Annotated in this window: 17 protein-coding genes; 3 read left to right on the top strand and 14 right to left on the bottom strand. The window is 73.5% G+C overall.

The genetic code is table 11. From position 1 onward, the window contains the following. Positions 1-34 precede the first annotated feature (34 nt). Entirely contained in the window at positions 35-781 is a 747-nt protein-coding gene (locus BHU06_RS17785; RefSeq protein WP_070400550.1) for a tRNA-uridine aminocarboxypropyltransferase, read from the top strand. Here the strand turns inward: BHU06_RS17785 and BHU06_RS17780 are convergent. Together BHU06_RS17780 and BHU06_RS17775 are read right to left on the bottom strand one after the other, a co-directional pair. Next, entirely contained in the window at positions 778-1,644 is an 867-nt protein-coding gene (locus BHU06_RS17780) for a hypothetical protein (protein ID WP_070400549.1), read from the bottom strand. The two genes, BHU06_RS17785 and BHU06_RS17780, sit on opposite strands and share 4 nt — an antisense overlap. Then, positions 1,641-2,597: an alpha/beta fold hydrolase gene (locus BHU06_RS17775; RefSeq protein WP_070400548.1), complete on the bottom strand. Its 957-nt coding sequence runs from the start codon at positions 2,595-2,597 to the stop codon at positions 1,641-1,643. The genes BHU06_RS17780 and BHU06_RS17775 overlap by 4 nt, the downstream gene beginning before the upstream one ends. A gap of 77 nt (positions 2,598-2,674) precedes the next feature. Between BHU06_RS17775 and BHU06_RS17770 the strand changes: the two genes are divergently transcribed. Then, positions 2,675-3,415, top strand: coding sequence for an AraC family transcriptional regulator (locus tag BHU06_RS17770; RefSeq protein WP_070400547.1), 741 nt, complete (start codon positions 2,675-2,677; stop codon positions 3,413-3,415). A 12-nt stretch (positions 3,416-3,427) separates the two neighbouring features. Here the strand turns inward: BHU06_RS17770 and kdpE are convergent, their stop codons facing one another. From kdpE to BHU06_RS17735, 7 genes are all read right to left on the bottom strand, one after another. Further along, on the bottom strand, positions 3,428-4,120 hold the full coding sequence (gene kdpE, locus BHU06_RS17765) for a two-component system response regulator KdpE (protein WP_070400546.1): 693 nt from the start codon (positions 4,118-4,120) through the stop codon (positions 3,428-3,430). Between the two features lie 58 nt (positions 4,121-4,178). Next, positions 4,179-6,884, bottom strand: a complete 2,706-nt coding sequence (locus BHU06_RS17760; protein WP_070400545.1) for a DUF4118 domain-containing protein — start codon at positions 6,882-6,884, stop codon at positions 4,179-4,181. Between the two features lie 72 nt (positions 6,885-6,956). Further along, positions 6,957-7,589 (bottom strand): potassium-transporting ATPase subunit KdpC, encoded by a 633-nt coding sequence (gene kdpC, locus BHU06_RS17755; RefSeq protein WP_070400544.1) that lies wholly within the window; start codon positions 7,587-7,589, stop codon positions 6,957-6,959. Between the two features lie 16 nt (positions 7,590-7,605). Continuing rightward, positions 7,606-9,675, bottom strand: coding sequence for a potassium-transporting ATPase subunit KdpB (gene kdpB, locus BHU06_RS17750; RefSeq protein WP_070400543.1), 2,070 nt, complete (start codon positions 9,673-9,675; stop codon positions 7,606-7,608). Between the two features lie 10 nt (positions 9,676-9,685). Beyond that, positions 9,686-11,398 (bottom strand): potassium-transporting ATPase subunit KdpA, encoded by a 1,713-nt coding sequence (kdpA, locus tag BHU06_RS17745; protein WP_070400542.1) that lies wholly within the window; start codon positions 11,396-11,398, stop codon positions 9,686-9,688. A gap of 120 nt (positions 11,399-11,518) precedes the next feature. After that, positions 11,519-11,608: a K(+)-transporting ATPase subunit F gene (gene kdpF, locus BHU06_RS17740; RefSeq protein ID WP_070400541.1), complete on the bottom strand. Its 90-nt coding sequence runs from the start codon at positions 11,606-11,608 to the stop codon at positions 11,519-11,521. 109 nt (positions 11,609-11,717) lie between these two features. Next, complete coding sequence (locus tag BHU06_RS17735) at positions 11,718-12,008, bottom strand: isoprenylcysteine carboxylmethyltransferase family protein (protein ID WP_070400540.1); 291 nt, start codon at positions 12,006-12,008, stop codon at positions 11,718-11,720. A gap of 1 nt (position 12,009) precedes the next feature. Between BHU06_RS17735 and BHU06_RS17730 the strand changes: the two genes are divergently transcribed. Further along, positions 12,010-12,993 (top strand): hypothetical protein, encoded by a 984-nt coding sequence (locus BHU06_RS17730; protein ID WP_175442879.1) that lies wholly within the window; start codon positions 12,010-12,012, stop codon positions 12,991-12,993. A gap of 11 nt (positions 12,994-13,004) precedes the next feature. Here BHU06_RS17730 and BHU06_RS17725 read toward each other — a convergent pair whose 3' ends face one another. The 5 genes from BHU06_RS17725 to BHU06_RS17705 form a co-directional block, all read right to left on the bottom strand. Beyond that, on the bottom strand, positions 13,005-14,114 hold the full coding sequence (locus BHU06_RS17725; RefSeq protein WP_083293298.1) for a helix-turn-helix domain-containing protein: 1,110 nt from the start codon (positions 14,112-14,114) through the stop codon (positions 13,005-13,007). A 23-nt stretch (positions 14,115-14,137) separates the two neighbouring features. Beyond that, a complete protein-coding gene (locus BHU06_RS17720) occupies positions 14,138-14,812 on the bottom strand; it encodes an NTP transferase domain-containing protein (RefSeq protein WP_070400538.1) in 675 nt (224 codons plus the stop codon). Positions 14,813-14,870: 58 nt separating this feature from the next. Next, positions 14,871-15,908, bottom strand: coding sequence for an XdhC family protein (locus tag BHU06_RS17715; protein ID WP_070400537.1), 1,038 nt, complete (start codon positions 15,906-15,908; stop codon positions 14,871-14,873). Positions 15,909-15,918: 10 nt separating this feature from the next. Continuing rightward, positions 15,919-16,518 (bottom strand): CoxG family protein, encoded by a 600-nt coding sequence (locus BHU06_RS17710; RefSeq protein WP_070400536.1) that lies wholly within the window; start codon positions 16,516-16,518, stop codon positions 15,919-15,921. Between the two features lie 133 nt (positions 16,519-16,651). Continuing rightward, on the bottom strand, positions 16,652-17,824 hold the full coding sequence (locus BHU06_RS17705) for a VWA domain-containing protein (RefSeq protein WP_070400535.1): 1,173 nt from the start codon (positions 17,822-17,824) through the stop codon (positions 16,652-16,654). Between the last annotated feature and the right edge of the window lie 5 nt (positions 17,825-17,829).

The following is a 17,829-nucleotide window of genomic DNA, read 5'->3' as shown; positions in this document are numbered from 1 at the left end:
GCCGTGCGCGGGGCGGCGGTACAGTCGCTGCCCCATGCCCCACGCCGTCTCCCGCCTGCGCGCCGCGCGCCTGGCCGCCAGCTCCAAGCCCTTCGTCGCGCGCGGCTCCGCGCCCGGGCGCTGCGCGCGCTGCCGGCTTTTTTCCCCTTACTGCATCTGCGACCTGCGCCCGCGCGTGGACACGCGCGCCGGCGTCTGCCTGCTCATGGGCGACATCGAGGCGCTCAAGCCCAGCAACACCGGCTGGCTGATCGCCGACCTGGTGGCCGACACCTGGGCCTTTGCCTGGTCGCGCACGGTCATCGACCCCGCGCTCATCGCCCTGCTGAACGACCCGCAGTGGCAGCCCTGCGTGGTGTTCCCCGGCGAATTCGTGGACCCGGCGCGCGTGATCACCGCGCCGCCGCCGGCCGCTGCCGCCACCGCCGGCGCACCCGCGCGGCGCCCGCTGTTCGTGCTGCTCGACGGCACCTGGTCCGAGGCGCGCAAGATGTTCAACAAGAGCCGCTACCTCGACCCCTTCCCGGTGCTGAGCCTGCACCCCGACCACCCCTCGAACTACCGCCTGCGCCGCGCCGCGCGCGCCGACCACTTCTGCACCGCCGAGGTGGCGGCCCTGTGCCTGGCCCTGGCGGGCGAGGCGCGCGCGGCCGAGGCCCTGGCCGCCTGGCTGGACGTGTTCAGCGAGCACTACCTCAAAGGCAAGCAGAACCGGCCGGTGGACCGGAACGGGCCGGCGCACCAGCGGCTCAGGGCGCTGACCCCGGGCACGGCCGGCTAGCCGCAGCGCACCAGCGCGTGGCCGCCGGGCGCGGCCACGCCGGCGAGCCGCTCCAGCACCTCGGCGGGCGGGTCCGGGTCCTTCGATCCGGCTTCGGCACCCGCGCGCAGGCGGACCACGTCGCCCACCCGCAGCCGCAGCGCCTCGGGGGCGGTGGCCACCCAGACCGGGGCGTACCAGTCGCCGCCGTCCAACACCTTGAGCTGGCAGCCCAGGCGCAGCACGCGGCCAGCGGCCAGGTCGCTGTCGCGCAGGGCGTCCAGGCGGCGCAGGCCGGCCTGGGCGAAGTCGAAGGCCCAGGCCGGTGCCGGCCCGCGCAGCTTCACGCGCCACTGGCCGGGCGGCTCGCCCGGCGCCTGGCAGGGCGCACCGGGCCGGGGGCTCAGGGCGGAGGCCGCGGCCTCGCCCAGCGCGCTGGCGCTGCCCGCATAGACGCCGTGCCAGCGCGGCGCCGCCCCGCCGTCCACGGCCGGCCAGGCCGCGCGCAGCCCGCGCACGTCCACCACGCTGCCGCTGGCCAGGCGCAGGCCGGCCGGGGCGAGCACCGTCACCGTGAGCCAGCGCATGCCCGAGGCCTGCGCGGCGTCCGGCAGCCCGCACTCGCCTTCGAACAGCCGGCCTTCCTCGAGTTCGCGCCGGGTCACGCCGGCGCGCAGGGCCGCGTACAGCTCGGGGTGGCCGTCGCGCACGCCGTGGCGGTCCTTCACCACGTCCAGCACCTGGGCGCGCGTCAGGCCGCCGGCGCGGGGCGCGGTCTCGCAGCCGGCGAGGGCGGCGCAGGCCACCCACAGGGCGGCGGTGGCCGCCAGCCGGTCGGCGGCGCGCGCGGCCGGCGGGGCGAGGGGGTGGGCGGGCGGTGTCATGTCCGGTGGCGCATCCAGCGGTGGCGTTCCAGGAAGGGGCGGTAGCGCTGCGCCACGGTCAGCGGCGCCTCCATCATGGGCAAGTGTCCCAAACGGTCCAGCACCTGGATGTCCGCATCGGGACGTTGCCAGCGCAGCGTGCGCGCGCCCGATACGTGGAACACGCGGTCGCGCCGTCCCCACAGCACCAGCAGCGGCGCCGGCACCCGCGCGAGGCGCTGCTCCAGCAGGTAGCGGTCGGCCAGGTGTTCGCGCCAGAGGCGGTGGTTGGAGGGGGCGCGGCGGATCGCGTCCTCGCGCGCGGCGCGCAGGATGGGCCAGGGCAGCCAGGGCCGCTGCCCGAACAGGCGCGCCAGCAGCGCGTCGAACTCCGCCGCGTCGTGCGCGATCAGCGGGGTCTGTCCGGCGTCGATCAGCCGGTCGGTCTCGCTGGGGCGCGGCGAGCGCAGTCCGTGCGGCGCGCCGATGAACGCCAGCGAGGCGACGCGGCCCGGGTATTCCCCGGCCAGCAGGGCCCCCAGCGCGCCGCCCATGGAGCTGCCGGCCACGTGCGCGCGCTGCACGCCGATGGCGTCCATGAAGGCGCGCAGCCGCTCCACCTGCTCGGCGTAGCCGTAGCGCTGGTCCTCGTGCCGCTCGCTGGCGCCGAAGCCGGGCAGGTCGGGCACGACCACGCGGTGGTGCGGGGTCAGCCGGCGCGCCAGGTCCACCCAATGGTCCTTCTCGGCGAAGATGCCGTGCAACAGCAGCACGGGCTCGCCGCGCCCGCCCTCCAGATAATGCAGGCCGTGCCCCGCCACCCGGACCTCGCGCGCCGCAAGGCCCGCCAGCCGGCGGTTCAGATTCACCAGAGGAGACTTGAGCACATGCGACAGCCCGCTCTTCGCGGTGTGGACGACGCCGGCCTGCGCGGCCAGGTTCAGCGCCCAGTGGTGGGCGGTGCGGATCGACAACTCGTTCTCCTGTGGTGTGGGTGGATGAAGCCGCCACGGTACGGGCGGCTGGCGCGCCTGTCTTGGAGGTTTGGGCTGTGTTGATCGGCAACGCGCTCACCCTGTGCGCCGACAAGGCGCTCTACCTGGGCGAGATCCCCGCCACCGGTTGGCACCGCCACGCCGCGCCGGTGCTGCTGCTGGGCTTGTCGGGGCGTTTTCGCCTGCTGTTGCCGAAAGGGCGCGAGGAGAGCTGCCACAGCGCCTTGATCGACGCCGGCGTGGAGCACGTGTTCGATCCGCAGGGCGAGCGCGTGGCGCTGATGTACCTGGAGCCCGACGCGCCCGAGGTGCGCCGCCTGCGGCGGGTGTTCGCGGCCCAGGGCCAGGTCATCGGCGAGCCGGTGCCGCGCGCGCGCATCCGCTGGCACACCGAGCAGCGCCTGCACAGCTTCGATCTGCCCACGCTGCTGGGGCCGGGTGGCCTGCCGCCCCTGGCCAGCGTGGACCCGCGCGTGCTGAGCAGCCTGCGGCGCCTGCGCGAAGCGGGCGAGGGCGTGCCCGACCGCGAGGCGCTGGCGCGCGCGGCGCACCTGTCGGCCTCGCGCTTCAACCACCTGTTCAGCGAGGCGCTGGGCGTGAGCTTTCGCAGCTACCGCATCTGGACGCAGGTGCGCCGCGCCATGGCCGCCTACCGGCCCGACGGCAGCCTGACCGAGGCCGCGCTGGACGGCGCCTTCGCCGATTCGGCCCACTTCAGCCGCATGTTCCGCCACACCTTCGGCATGACGCCCTCCAGCGTGTTGCGGCCGCTGCGCGCGGTGAACGTGCTGGACTGAAGGGGCGCGGCCTCAGGGCACGAAGCGGTAGCCGATGCCCGTTTCCGTGAGCAGGTGCCGGGGCATGGCCGGGTGCTGCTCGATCTTCTTGCGCAGGTTGGCCATGTGCACGCGCACGTAGTGCGTGTCCTCGCGGTGGCCGGGGCCCCAGACGGCCTGCAGCAGCTGGGCGTGCGTGACCACGCGCTCGGGCTGGCTGGCCAGGTGGGTCAGCAGCTTGTATTCGATGGGCGTCAGGCGCAGCGGCTCGCCCGCGCGCTGCACCTGGTGGCGCGCCAGGTCGATCTCCACCTCGCCGAAACGCAGCACCGATTCGCCGGCCGGCGTCTGCGCCCGGTGGCGGCGCAGCTGCGCGCGCACGCGCGCCATCAGCTCGCCCGAGCCGAAGGGCTTGACGAGGTAGTCGTCGGCGCCCGCGTCCAGCGCCTCGATCTTGCTGGCCTCGGCGCTGCGCGCCGAGAGCACGATCACCGGCACCGCCGACCACTGCCGCAGGTCGCGGATCAGGTCCACGCCGTCGCCGTCGGGCAGGCCCAGGTCCAGCACCACCAGGTCGGGGCGGCGCGTGCCGGCCTCGATCAGTCCGCGCTGCAGGGTGGCGGCCTCGTGCACCTCATGGCCCTCGGCCTGCAGCGTGAGCCGCACGAAGCGGCGGATGTCGTTCTCGTCCTCGACGATCAGGATCTGCGGGGCGTGGGTGCTCATGGTGAAACCTTGGCGCGGCGCGCTGCGGTGCGAACCCCTTCGGGCGGCCGGGCGGTGCTCATGGCGGCGGATTGTCGGCCGGCGGCGGCGTGCCGCGCGGCAGCGTGATCTCGATGCGCGCGCCCTCCACGCGGCCCTCGCGGGTGCGGTTGTGGCCCTCGATGCGCCCGCCGTGCGCCTCCACGATGGCGCGACCGATGGCCAGGCCCAGGCCGACGCCGGGCGTGGCGCTTTCGCGCGCGCCGCGCTCGAACTTCTCGAACACGCGCGCCTCCTGCCCGCGCGGCAGGCCGGGACCGTGGTCGTCCACGCGCAGGCGCACCGCCTCGGGGTCGGCCTCGGCCCACAGGCGGATGGCGGAGCCGGGCGGCGTGTACTTGGCGGCGTTCTCCAGCAGGTTCACCAGCACCCGCTCCATCAGCACGGCGTCGAACTGCAGCAGCGGCAGGTCGGCCGGCAGATCGACCTGGATCGCGCGGCCGTGCAGCGCGTCGCCGCAGGCGGCCAGGGCGCTGCCCACCACCTCTTCCAGCGGTTGCCAGGCGCGCTGCAGCGGCACGGCGCCGGCCTGCAGGCGCGCCATGTCCAGCAGGTTGTTCACCAGCGCCGCCATGCGCCGCGCCGACTGCGCAATGGCCTCGGCCAACTCGGCCTGCGCGGGCGACAGCGCCGGCGGCGTCAGGCGCAGCGCCTCGCCCAGGCCCACCAGCGAGGCCAGCGGCGTGCGCAGGTCGTGCGAAATGGCGGCGAGCAGCGAGTTGCGCAGCCGCTCCGATTCGATCTGCACCGTGCTGTGCTGCGCCACCTCGATGTAGTGGATGCGCTCCAGCGAGATGGCCAGCAGCGAGGCGCAGGCCCCCAGCGCCCGGCGCTGTTCGGTGTCCAGCGCGCGCGCGCCGCCGGGGTCGAGCACCAGCGCGCCGCGCACGCGCATGGGTGCCTTCAGCGGCACCACCAGCGTGGCGCTGGCGGGCAGGGTGTCGGTGCCGCGGCCGGCGGGCTCGCCGCGCTCGAAGGCCCACTGCGCCACCGCCATGTCCACTGGCGCCTGCCCGCCGGGCAGGGGCTGCAGCCGGTCGTTCAGGTCGGCCGCGAGCAAGGTGCTGGGCATGCCGAATTCGGCCCGCACGAAGCGCGCGCCGATGTCGGCCACCTGCTCGGGCAGCAGCGCGGCGGACAGGTCGCGCGACATGTCGTGCAGCGCGCGCACGCGCCGCTCGCGCCGCGTGGCGGCGTCGGCCTGCTGGCGCAGCACGGCGGTGAGCTGGCCGATGGCCAGGGCCACCACCAGCATCACGCCGAAGGTGACGAGGTATTGCACGTCGCTCACCGCGAGCGTGAAGCGCGGCGGCACGAAGTAGAAGTCGAACAGCGCCACGCCCAGGAAGGCCGCCAGCACCGCCGGGCCGCGGCCGTAGCGCAGCGCGATGGCCACCACGATGAGCAGGAAGATCATCACGATGTTGCTGAGCTCCAGCACCGGGATCAGCGGCGTGGCCAGCACGGCGGTGAGCGCGCAGGCCAGGCCGGCGGCAAGGTAGCCGGGCCAGCGCGGGTCGCGTGGCGGTTCGGCCGCAGGGGCGGCGCCCTCGCGTTCGCGCGCGCCGGACGGCTCGGCCACCTGCAGCAGCTCCAGGTCGCCGGCCACCGCCGCGATGCGCTCGGCCAGCGGGCGCGACCAGGGCCGGCGCCGGCGCGCGCGGCCCAGCACCAACCGGCTGAGGTTGTGTTCGCGCGCGTGGCGCACCAGCGCGGCGGCCGGGTCGCGGTCGCTGAAGCTGCTCACGCTGGCGCCCAGCGACTCGGCCAGGTCCAGCGCCTTTTGCGTGGCGGCGCTGGGCTCGCGCGAGAGCGCCTGCACGTGCACCGCGTGCCAGGGCAGGTCCAGCTGCGCGGCCATGCGCGCGGCGCAGCGCACCACCTTGTCGGCCGCCGGTCCCGGGCCCACGCAGGCCAGCAGCGACTCGCGGTTGGGCCACACCGGGCGCACCGCGCCGGCCTGGCGGAAGGCGCGCACCTCGTCGTCCACGCGGTCGGCGGTGCGGCGCAGGGCCAGCTCGCGCAGGGCCAGCAGGTTGCCTTTGCGGAAGAAGTGGGCGGCGGCGCGCTCGGCGCGCTGGTCGTCGCCACCGCTTTCCCGGGTGGGCAGGTACACCTTGCCGCTGTGCAGGCGCTCCAGCAGCTCATCGGGCGGCAGGTCGACGACGACGACCTCGTCGGCCTCGTCGAACAGGCGGTCGGGCACGGTCTCCCACACGCGCACGCCGGTGATGCCGCTGACCACGTCGTTCAGGCTGTCGAGGTGCTGCACGTTCATCGTGGTCCACACGTCGATGCCGGTGGCCAGCAGCTCCTCGGCGTCCTGCCAGCGCTTGGGGTGGCGCGAGCCGGGCGCGTTGCTGTGCGCGAACTCGTCGAGCAGCACCAGGCCGTCGGGGTGCCGGGCGCCGAAGGCCAGCGCGGCGTCGAGGTCGAACTCGCGCAGCGTGTGGCCCTTGTGCGCCACCTCGCGCAGCGGCAGGCGCGGCAGGCCCTGGGTGAGGGCCTGGGTCTCGGGCCGGCCGTGGGTTTCCACCACGCCGATGGTCACCGGCGTGCCCTCGGCCTGGGCGGCGCGGGCGGCCGACAGCATGGCGTAGGTCTTGCCCACGCCGGCCGAGGCGCCGAAGAAGATCTTCAGGCGCCCCCGCCGCGCCCGGTCTTCGCCGGCCCGCACCTGCGCGAGCAGGATGTCGGGGTCGGGTCGCTGCGGGGCATCGTTCATGGCAAAACCTTCGCGCGGCGCGCTGCGGTGCGACCGGCTTCGGGCGGCCGTGCGTCGTTCATGGGGACCGCATCATCGCACCGGCGCCGCGGCGGCATCGAGCGCCAGGTTGAGCTCAAGCACGTTCACGCGCGGCTCGCCCAGGCCGGGGATCAGCGGGCGCTGCGCCTGGCGTTCCACCAGCGCCGCCACGGCGCCCGGCTCCAGGCGGCGCGTGCGGGCCACGCGGGGCGCCTGGTACAGCGCGGCCGCCAGGCTGATGTGCGGGTCCAGCCCGCTGCCCGAGGCCGTGACCAGGTCCACCGGCACGGGCGCGTTGTTGTCCGGGTCGGCCGCGCGCAGCGCCGCGATGCGCTCGCGCACGGCGTCCTTCAGCGGCTCGCTTGTGGGCCCCAGGTTGGAGCCGCCCGAGGCCGCGGCGTTGTACGGCACGGGCGCGGTGGCCGAGGGCCGGCCCCAGAAATAGCGCGGCTCGGTGAAGGCCTGGCCGATGAGGGCCGAGCCCACGGGGCGGCCGCCGCGCTCGATCAGGCTGCCGTTGGCCTGGCGCGGGAGCAGGGCCTGGGCCGCGCCCGTGACCAGCAGCGGATAGAGCAGGCCGGTGACCGCGCTGAGCAGCAGGAACAGCAGCACGGCGGCGCGCAGGGTGCTGCCCAGGCCTTCGCCGGCCGGGGCCTTGTCGGTGGAGGGGGATTCGGTGTTCATGGGAACTCGTGTGGGATCAGGCCAGGCCCAGGCCGGCGATCAGCAGGTCGATGGCCTTGATGCCGATGAAGGGAACCACCACGCCGCCCAGGCCGTAGACCGCCAGGTTGCGCCGCAGCAGCGAGGCCGCGTCCACGGCGCGGTAGGGCACGCCCTTGAGCGCGACCGGGATCAGCGCCACGATGACCAGGGCGTTGAACACCACCGCCGAAACGATGGCCGAGGTCGGGCTGGCCAGCTGCATCACGTTGAGCGCCTGCAGCTGCGGGTAGGTGGTGACGAAGGCGGCCGGCACGATGGCGAAGTACTTGGCCACGTCGTTGGCGATGCTGAAGGTGGTCAGCGCGCCGCGCGTCATCAGCAGGCGCTTGCCGGTCTCCACGATCTCGATCAGCTTGGTGGGGTTGCTGTCGAGGTCCACCATGTTGCCGGCCTCCTTGGCGGCCTGGGTGCCGGTGTTCATGGCCACGGCCACGTCGGCCTGGGCCAGCGCGGGCGCGTCGTTGGTGCCGTCGCCGGTCATGGCCACCAGGCGGCCGCGCGCCTGGTGCTCGCGGATGAGCGCGAGCTTGGCCTCGGGCGTGGCCTCGGCGAGGAAGTCGTCCACGCCGGCCTCGGCCGCGATGGCCGCCGCCGTGAGGCGGTTGTCGCCAGTGACCATCACGGTCTGGATGCCCATGCGGCGCAGCTCGGCGAAGCGCTCCTTGAGGCCACCCTTGACGATGTCCTTGAGCTCCACCACGCCAAGCGCGCGCGCGCCTTCGGCCACCACCAGGGGCGTGCTGCCGCGCCGCGCCACGTCGTCCACCAGGGCCTGCACCGGGGCGGACCAGGCGCCGCCGAGCGATTCCACGTGCCGGCGGATGGCATCGGCCGCGCCCTTGCGGATCTGGCGGCCGTCGGCCAGGTCCACGCCGCTCATGCGCGTCTGCGCGCTGAACGGCACGAAGTGCGCGCCCATCGATTGCAGCTCGCGTTCGCGCAGCTGGTGCCGGTGCTTGGCCAGCACCACGATGCTGCGGCCCTCGGGCGTTTCGTCGGCCAGCGAGGCGAGCTGCGCGGCGTCGGCCAGGTCACGCTCGTTCGTGCCCGTGGCCGGCAGGAAGGCCGCGGCCTGGCGGTTGCCCAGGGTGATGGTGCCGGTCTTGTCGAGCAGCAGCACGTCCACGTCGCCCGCCGCCTCCACCGCGCGGCCCGAGGTGGCGATCACATTGGCCTGCATCAGCCGGCTCATGCCCGCCACGCCGATGGCCGAGAGCAGGCCGGCGATGGTGGTCGGGATCAGGCAGACCAGCAGGGCCACCAGCACCACCAGGCCGACCGGCTGGCCGGCGCCGCCCGAGGCCTGCGCGCTGAAGGTGGAGAAGGGCAGCAGCGTCGCCACCACGCCCAGGAAGACCAGGGTCAGCGCCACCAGCAGGATCGTCAGCGCGATCTCGTTCGGCGTCTTCTGGCGCCGCGCGTTTTCCACCATGGCGATCATGCGGTCGACGAAGGTCTCGCCGGGGTTGACGCTCACGCGCACCACCACCGCGTCGGACAGCACGCGCGTGCCGCCAGTGACGGCCGAGAAGTCGCCGCCCGACTCGCGGATCACCGGCGCCGATTCGCCGGTGATGGCGCTCTCGTCCACCGAGGCCACGCCGTCGATCACCTCGCCGTCGGCGGGCACGGTGTCGCCGGCCTCGATCAGCACCACGTCGCCCTTGCGCAGCGAGTCGGCCTCGATCGGCAGCCAGCGCATGGCGCTGCGCGGCGTGCCGGCCTTGAAGGCGCCGTCGAGTTTCTTCGCCCAGGTCTTGCGCTTGAGCCCGCGCAGGCTCGCGGCCTGCGCCTGGCTGCGGCCTTCGGCCAGCGCTTCGGCGAAGTTGGCGAACAGCACGGTGAACCACAGCCACAGCGCCACGGCCAGCGTGAAGCCCTCGGGCCGCGCGAGCCACAGGGCGGTGGTGAAGGCGCTGCCCACGTAGACCACGAACATCACGGGGTTGCGGATCTGCGCGCGCGGGTCGAGCTTGCGCAGCGCACCGATCAGGGCCGGCCGCAACAGGGCCGGGTCGAACAGGGTCAAGGTTTTGCGTGTCATGGCGGGCTCCTCACTTCGCCCACAGGGTCAGGTGCTCCACCACCGGCCCCAGGGCCAGTGCGGGCACGTAGTTGAGCAAGCCCACCAGCAGCACCGTGCCCACCAGCAGGCCGACGAACAGCGGCCCGTGCGTGGGCAGGCTGCCGGTGGTGGCCTCGGCGCGCGGCTTGGCGGCGAAGGACCCTGCCAGGGCCAGCACCGGCAGGATCACGCCGAAGCGACCCAGCGCCATGGCGATGGCCAGCAGCACGTTGTAGAAGGGGGTGTTGGCCGACAGGCCCGCGAAGGCGCTGCCGTTGTTGTTGGCGGCCGAGCTCAGCGCGTACAGCACCTCGGTGAAGCCGTGCGGGCCCGCGTCCTGGATGCCGGCGCGCCCGGCCTCGCTCATCACCGCCACCGCGGTGCCCAGCAGCACCAGCAGCGGCGTGACTAGGATCGCCACCGACACCATCTGCATCTCGAAGGGCTCGATCTTCTTGCCCAGGTAGGCCGGGGTGCGCCCGATCATCAGGCCCGCCACGAAGACCGCCAGCAGCGCGAACACCAGCATGCCGTACAGGCCCGAGCCCACGCCCCCGAACACCACCTCGCCCAGCTGCATCAGCGCCGTGGGCACCAGGCCGCCCAGCGGGGTGAAGCTGTCGTGCATGGCGTTCACCGCGCCGCAGCTGGCGGCGGTGGTGACCACGGCGAACAGCGACGAAGCGGCGATGCCGAAGCGCACCTCCTTGCCCTCCATGTTGCCGCCCGACTGCAGCGCGCTGGCGGCCTGGTCGGCGCCCAGCGCGGCCAGGACCGGATTGCCCTGCTGCTCGAAATGGGTGGCGGCGACCACGGCGAGCACGAAGATCAGCGCCATGGCCGCGAGCACGGCCCACGCCTGGCGCCGGTCGCCCACCACGCGGCCAAAGGTGAAGCACAGGCCGGCGGGGATGGCGAAGATCGCCAGCATCTGCAGGGCGTTGCTCCATTCGTTCGGGTTCTCGAACGGGTGGGCCGAGTTGGCGTTGAAGAAGCCGCCACCGTTGGTGCCCAGCATCTTGATGGCGAGCTGCGAGGCCGTGGGCCCCATGGCCAGGGTCTGCTCACCCACGCCCGGCTGCAGCGGCGTGAGCGTGAGGAAGGGCGAAAGGTTCTGGATCACGCCCGTGGCCACGAAGGCCAGCGCCCATACGGTGGCGATGGGCAGCAGCACCCACAGCGTGGCGCGCGACAGGTCCACCCACACGTTGCCGACCGCGCGCGCCGAGTGCCGGGCGAAGCCGCGCATCAGCGCTATCACCACCACGATGCCGGTGGCGGCGGACAGGAAGTTCTGCACCGTCAGCGCGAGCATCTGCGTCAGGTAGCTCATGGTGGTCTCGCCGCCATAGCCCTGCCAGTTGGTGTTGGTGACGAAGCTGACGGCGGTGTTGAAGGCGGAATCCACCGCCACCGCGCCGAAGCCCTGCGGGTTCAGCGGCAGCGTGCCCTGCAGCCGCTGCAGCGCGAACACCGCGAGCAGCCCCAGCGCGTTGAACAGCAGCAGACCGCGCGCGTAGGGCCACCAGCCGGTCTCGGCCTCGGGCCGCACGCCGAGCAGGCGCCACAGCGGCGCCTCGATGCGGTGGCCGGCGGCAAAGCGGCCTTCCATGACGGTGTGCATCCAGCGCCCCAGCGGCCAGGCCAGGGCGAGCAAGGCCGTGAGGAAGAGCGCGAGCAGGCTCCAGGCGGCGGCGTTCATAGGAGTACCTCCGCGCGGCGCGCTGCGGTGCGAGTGCCTTTGGGCGGCCAGGCGGCACTCATAGGAGTACCTCCGCGCGGCGCGCTGCGGTGCGAGTGCCTTTGGGCGGCCAGGCGGCACTCATGAGAAATCCTCCGGCCGCGCGAGCACGGCGACGAGGTAGGCCAATAGCCCGGCCGCCAATAGGGCGGCGAGCGTCACGAAGTCCATGGGAACCCCCGAAGTGAAGACCTCGGTGAGCGTAGGCAGGGGCCCGTCAAGACGGGCGAAAGACTTCGGGGGTGGGTGTCAAGAACGTGTCAAGACCGGGCCGTGGGTTTCAGATCCAGCGCCGCGTGCGCGCGCGGTAGCGCTGGTAGTCCTCGCCGAACTTGAGCGCCAGCGCGCGCTCTTCCGGCGCGATCTGGAAGCGCGTGACGTAGGCGGCGAAGAACAGCGGGCCCAGCCACATCGGCGCGGCGTCGAGGCGAATGGCGTAGGCCACCAGCAGCATTAGCAGGCTCAGGTACAGCGGGTTGCGCGAGACGCGGTAGACGCCGCCCGTGACCAGGCTCGTGGCCTTCGCGGGCTGCAGCGGGTTGATGGTGGTGCGGGCCCAACGCAGGGACACGGTGGGGGCAAGCCCCCTGCAGATCGACGCCCAGCCCATTGACATACCGCCCGAGCCCACTGGAGAAAAGGCGCGGCGCAAGCTCAGCGAACCCACCCGTCCCGCGCGGCGTTTGTCAGAAGCCAGCGCCCGCGAGCTCGACGACATGCTGGCCCAATTGGAGAATCCGGCGCCCCGCCGCAGAGGGCGCGCCCTTTCGCAGGATGCGTCCCGACCCTCAGATGATGGTCCAGGCGTGGACGGGAAGCGTCGCCTCAAGCGCCAACCCCGGGCTCAGATCCGACGGCTCGATGGCGCCATCGAGGATGTGAATCAGATGGCGGTGACGTCGCCTCCACGGCAAACCCGTCGGGTCGACAGTCCAGAAAGCGAGTTGGCGCAGCTCAAGGACCTGTCTCCCGAGGATTTCGCGCAATGGATGCAGACCTTGGAGCTGCCCCTCCCATCGGGACCGTTGCAGGCCGACACCGACCCGCCGAGCGCCTTCAAGATCGACACTCCGCGCCCCGCTGACGGCCGTTCGATGCGGGTGAGGCGCCCGCGTGTGGCCGCTGAGGCGCCGGATGGGCAAGGAGCGGAGCCTTCGGAGAAAGGGGCCGAGTCTTCGGGGTTGCCAATGGGCGCCTTGCATCGGCGCCGCGCCCACCGCCGCGAAACACCCGACTCCGCCACGCTCAACAAGGCGTTGTTCGCGCAGTACGGTGGCGCTACCTTGCTGCCGGACCCCTCGTCCCCCGGGATGAGTCCCCGCCAGGGACTGGACACTGGCGAAGCGACTCCGCGGGGCTCGGCCGACGGTCCGGCGGTGCCGCCGGCAACGGCGACGCCCGAGGGCAAGCCGCCATGGCCCGTTCCTCCCGGGCGGAAGATCTATACAGAGGTGAAGGACGGCGAAGTCATCCAGTCCTTCGATCTCTTCACGCTGGAAGATGGCAGTGTCCCGTACACACCTCTTGAAAAGCTGAAGAACTTCTTCAAGCGGTGACAAGCGGGCGTTCAGCGCCCCTTCGCCCCCAGCTTGCGGTAAATCGTCGCCCGGCTGATGCCCAGCGCCCGCGCGGCGTCCTGCACGTTGCCGCGCGCGTCGTCCACCGCCTTGCGGATGGCGGCGGTTTCCAGGTCTTTCAGGGGCACGGCCTGGGCCACGGCGGCGCTGCGCGCGGCGGGGCGGTCGAGCTGGGCCAGCACCTGCAGCCGCAGGCCCGACCACAGCGGCAGCTCCAGCGCGCCGCCGTGCGCGGCCGCGGTGTCGAACAGCGATTCGACCGGCGCCGCGAAATGCAGGCTGGCGTGCCCGGCCGGCGCGCCGGGCGCCACGCCCAGCATGTCGGCCGCGGGCCGGTTCAGGCCGGTGATGTGGCCGTCCGCGTCCAGGCCGATCAGGCCGTCGCTGTCGTCGCCCAGCACGCGGCCCGGCCAGTTCAGGCGCAGCAGCAGGTGGTGCGGCCGCGCCAGCGTCAGCGCGTTCTCGATGCTGCGCGCCGACTGCGAGACCAGGTGCTTGAGCGCGGGCTGCTCGGCCACGTTCACGCCGGTCAGGTCCAGCATGCCCACGCACTGGCCGTCCGGGTCCCAGATGGGCGCGCCCGCGCAGCTGTAGACGCTGGTGGCGTCGAAGAAGTGCTCGCCCCGGTGCAGCCACACGGGCTGCAGGTCGGTCAGCGCCATGCCGATGGCGGTGGTGCCCACGGCACGCTCCGACAGGTCCACGCCCACGCGCGCGATGCGGCCCACGCTGGGCTCGTGCCGGTCCACGGGGCCGTTGACGTCGATCACCACGCCCTGCGCGTCGGTGAGGATGGCGAAGTAGCGCGTGTGCGCCATGGCGCGCGCCAGCGAGCGGATGACGGGCGCGGCGGCCCGCAGCAGCGGCTGGCTGGCGTCCAGCGCGTGGCGCACCTGCGCGCTGCTCACGGGGTCGAAGGCGACCTCGCGCCGCGGCTCCAGGCCCAGCTGCAGGCAGCGCCGCCAGGAGCGCGCCACCCAGGGCGCCAGGCGCGGTCCGGCGTCGGGGTCGCGCGCGTCCAGCACGGCGCGGCGGGCCTGGGCGATCAGGGCCAGGCGGTCGGCGGGGGAGGCGGCGGGGCCGGTGGGCATGGGGTGCATTGAATCAGCCCGCCGCGCGTCGATCAACCGTTGTCCATGCCGCAGCGCGGCAAAGCCTCGGCGGCGGGCAGCGCCACGGTCCAGCCGGTGGCCTGCGCCAGGCGGGGCAGGTCCTCCGGCGTGTCCAGGTCGCGGACGTGCGCCTCGTCCGGTGTGTTCCACAACGCGACAGCCTCGGGCTGGCGCTGGCGCCAGGCGCGCAGGCCGCCGCTCTGGTTGCGCAGCAGGGCGCAGGCCAGGCCGTCGAGCACCGCCGGGTGGCCGGGCTGGCCGTTCACCGTCGGCACCAGGGCGTGGCGGCCGCGCTCGCGCTGGTCGAAGGCGTCCAGGGCCGCCTGGATCTGCGGTGCGCCCAGCAGCGGCTGGTCGCCCAGCAGCACCAGCAGCCGGCTGGGCATGGACGTGAGGCTGCGCAGGCCCACGCGCAGCGAATCGGCGGGCTCGTCGCCGGGCTCGGGGTTGCGCAGCAGCACGGGCCGGCGCTCGGGCGCCAGCGCGCTCACGTGCGCGGCGATGGCCTCGGCGTGGTGGCCCACGACCAGGCGCACGTCGTGCACGTCGGCCTCGGCCAGCGCGTCCAGCAGGCGCTGCAGCAGGGTCTGGCCGTTGACGCGGACCAGGCATTTGGGCACGCCGCCCAGGCGGCGGCCCGCGCCGGCCGCCAGCACCAGCGCGGTGGTGTCGCTCCAGGGCTTCATCGGGAAACCTCCGCGCCGCACGCCGCGGTGCGAGCGCCTTCGGGCGGCCGTGCGCCGCTCACGGGTCTTCGCGCATGAAACAGACCATGGACGGGGCGTTCGGCGCCACGTCCAGCTGGTCCTTGGCCGGGCCCACGGCCAGGTCGCGCGGCAGCGGCACGCCGTTCTTCACGGCCAGCACCTCGGCCATCACGCTCACCGCGATCTCGGCCGGCGTCTTGCTGCCGATGTAGATGCCGATGGGCCCGCGCAGCCGGGCCAGGCTGTCCTCGGTCTGCTCGAAGTGCTCGATCAGGCGCTGGTGCCGCGCCATCTGGTTGCGCCGCGAGCCGATCGCGCCGATGTAGAAGGCCTCGGTCTCCAGCGCCTCCAGCAGCGCCAGGTCGTCCAGCTTGGGGTCGTGCGTGAGGGCGACGATGGCGGTGCGCCGGTCGGCGCGGAAGGCGCGCACCACGTCGTCGGGCATGTCGGTGGTGAGCGTCACGCCGGGCACCTGCCAGCCGCCGCGGTACTCCTCGCGCGGGTCGCAGACGGTGACGGAGAAGCCGCTGAACAGGGCCATGGTGGCCAGGTACTCGGTGAGCTGGCCGGCGCCGATCATGAGCAGGCGGTACTCGGGGCCGAAGGCGTTGTGCAGCCAGCCGCCGTGCTCGCGCAAGGCCTCGGGCTGCTCGATGTCGGTGAGCGTCACGCGGCCGCTGGCGATCTCGGTGCTGCGCTGGACCATGCGGCCCGCGCTCAGGCGCTGCACCAGATCGCCCAGCGTGGCCGTGTCGGGGTTGAACTCCAGCAGCAGCTCCAGGGTGCCGCCGCAGGGCAGGCCGAAGCGGTGGGCTTCGTCGGCGCTCACGCCGTACTTGGTTTTCTGGGGCGGGCCGTCGGCCAGGGCGTCGCGGAAGCGGTGGATCAGGTCGTCCTCGATGCAGCCGCCCGAGACCGAGCCGACCACGGCGCCGCCCTCGCACAGGGCCATGATGGAGCCCACCGGGCGCGGCGAACTGCCCCAGGTGCGGGTGACGGTGGCCAGCAGCGTGGCCTTGCCCGCACGCCGCCAGTCCAGCAGCGTGCGCAGCACGAAGAGATCGAGGTTTTCCATGGCGGTCGGTTCACCTCCAGGCGGCGGTGAAGAAAACGATGAGGCCGATGACAAAGGTGATGGCGAAGGCCAGCGCCGGCCAGGCCCAGCCGGGCCAGGGGCCGGATGGCCCGGCGACCACCGCCGGCACCGGCGCGGCGGCGGCGCGGGCGGCCGCCGCCTCGGGGTGGCGGCGCAGCAATTCTTCCTCGAAGCGGCGGAAGAAGTCGTCGGCCATGGATTTGGCCGCACCGTCGATAAGGCGTTGGCCCAGCTGGGCGATCTTGCCGCCCACGGTGGACTTGACGGTGTAGGTGAGCTCGCTGCCGCCCGGCGCGGGTTCCAGCGTCACCGTGGACTCGCCCTTGCCGAAGCCGGCCACGCCGCCCTGGGCCTCGAAGCCGAGCTTGTAGCTGCGCGGCGGCACGATCTCGCTGAGCTGCACGCGGCCGGTGAACTTGGCCGACACCGGGCCGATTTTGATGCCCGCGCCCACGGCGTAGGCGTCGTCGCCCAGGGGCTCGAACTTGTCGCAGCCGGGCACGCAGGCCTTGAGCACGGCCGGGTCGTTGAGGGCGTCCCAGGCCTGCACCTGGTTGACGGGGAGGAGGCGGCTGCCTTGCATGTCCATGGTGGGGTCCTTCTAAACGGGATTCAATGCGTCGAATACCCATCACGCAAGCGAGGGGCACCGCGGAACCGGCTTCGCCGGGCCGCAGGTGCCGCCTCCTTGAGGGGGACGCGCGAAGCGCGGCGGGGGTGTTTCATGATTTCAACAGTTCGGCCAGGGCTTGGGCGAGCTGCTGCAGGTGTTCCAGGTTGTGCACGGCCAGCATGCCGTGCGCGTGGCGGTGCAGCACGCTGGCGCCCTGCGCCAGGGGCTGGTAGCCAGCGTAGCGCAGCAGCGGGTTGAGCCAGAGAACCTGGCGGCAGTGGCGGCGCAGCCAGTGCAGTTCGGCGTCGAGCTGTTCGGGCGCGCCGGTGTCCAGCCCGTCGCTGATGAGCAGCACCATGGTGCGCCGCCCCACCAGGCAACGCGCGTGCCGCTCGCGCAGCTCGGCCAGCGAGGCGCCCAGCCGGGTGCCGCCCGCGAAATCGGCGATGGCCGCGTTGGCGAGCGCCAACATCGCGTCGGCGTCGGCCTGCTTCCAGGCGGCGCGCAGGTCGGTCAGGCGGGTGCCGAAGGCGAAGGCCGAGCGCGGCACGCCGCGCGTGGCCTGGTGCAGAAAGGCCAGCAGCAGGCGCGCGTAGCGCTCCATGGAGCCCGACACGTCCACCAGCACCAGCAGCGGCAGCGGCTGGTGGCGCCGTTCGCGGCGCGGCGGGGCGAGCAGCTCGCCCTCGTGCCGGCGCGCCTGCTGCAGGGCGCGGCCCCAGTGGATGCGGTGGCCGCGCGGGCCGGGCCGCTGGCGCCGGCCCGGCAGCTCGGGCAGGGGCAGGGCGATGTCGCGCGCCAGGGTTTCGACCAGGCGGAACTCGCTGGCCGACAGGCCCGCGAAATCCGCGTGGCGCAGGCGCCGCAGGTCGCTGGCGGTCATGGCGGCGTCCAGGCGCAGCTCGCTCTCGCCGGGCGCGCGCCGCTGGGCGCTGGCGCCGGCCACGGTCAGCGCCTCCTGCGCGCGCGCCTTGCGCGCGGGCGGCTGGGCGGTGGGCGCCTTGGGCAGCATCTGCGACAGCAGCTGCTTTTCCAGCTCGGGGTTGCGGAAGAAGGCGGCGAAGAGTTCGCCGAAGACCTCGATGTCCTGCGGCCGGCTCACCAGCACCGCGGCCAGCGCGGCCTGCAGGTCGTCGCGCCGCTCCAGGCCCACCAGCTGCGTGGCGCTGATGGCGCCGGCGATGCGCGCGCTGTCCACCGGCACGCCGGCGCGGCGCAGGGCGCGGCCGAAGGCGGTGATCTGGTCCGGCAGCTTGCCGCTGCGTGCATCCCCGAGTTGCATACGGC

It is taken from the genome of Hydrogenophaga sp. PML113 (assembly GCF_001777155.1).
Classification (GTDB): domain Bacteria; phylum Pseudomonadota; class Gammaproteobacteria; order Burkholderiales; family Burkholderiaceae_C; genus Hydrogenophaga; species Hydrogenophaga borbori.
This window is presented reverse-complemented; position numbering and strand designations above follow the sequence as displayed.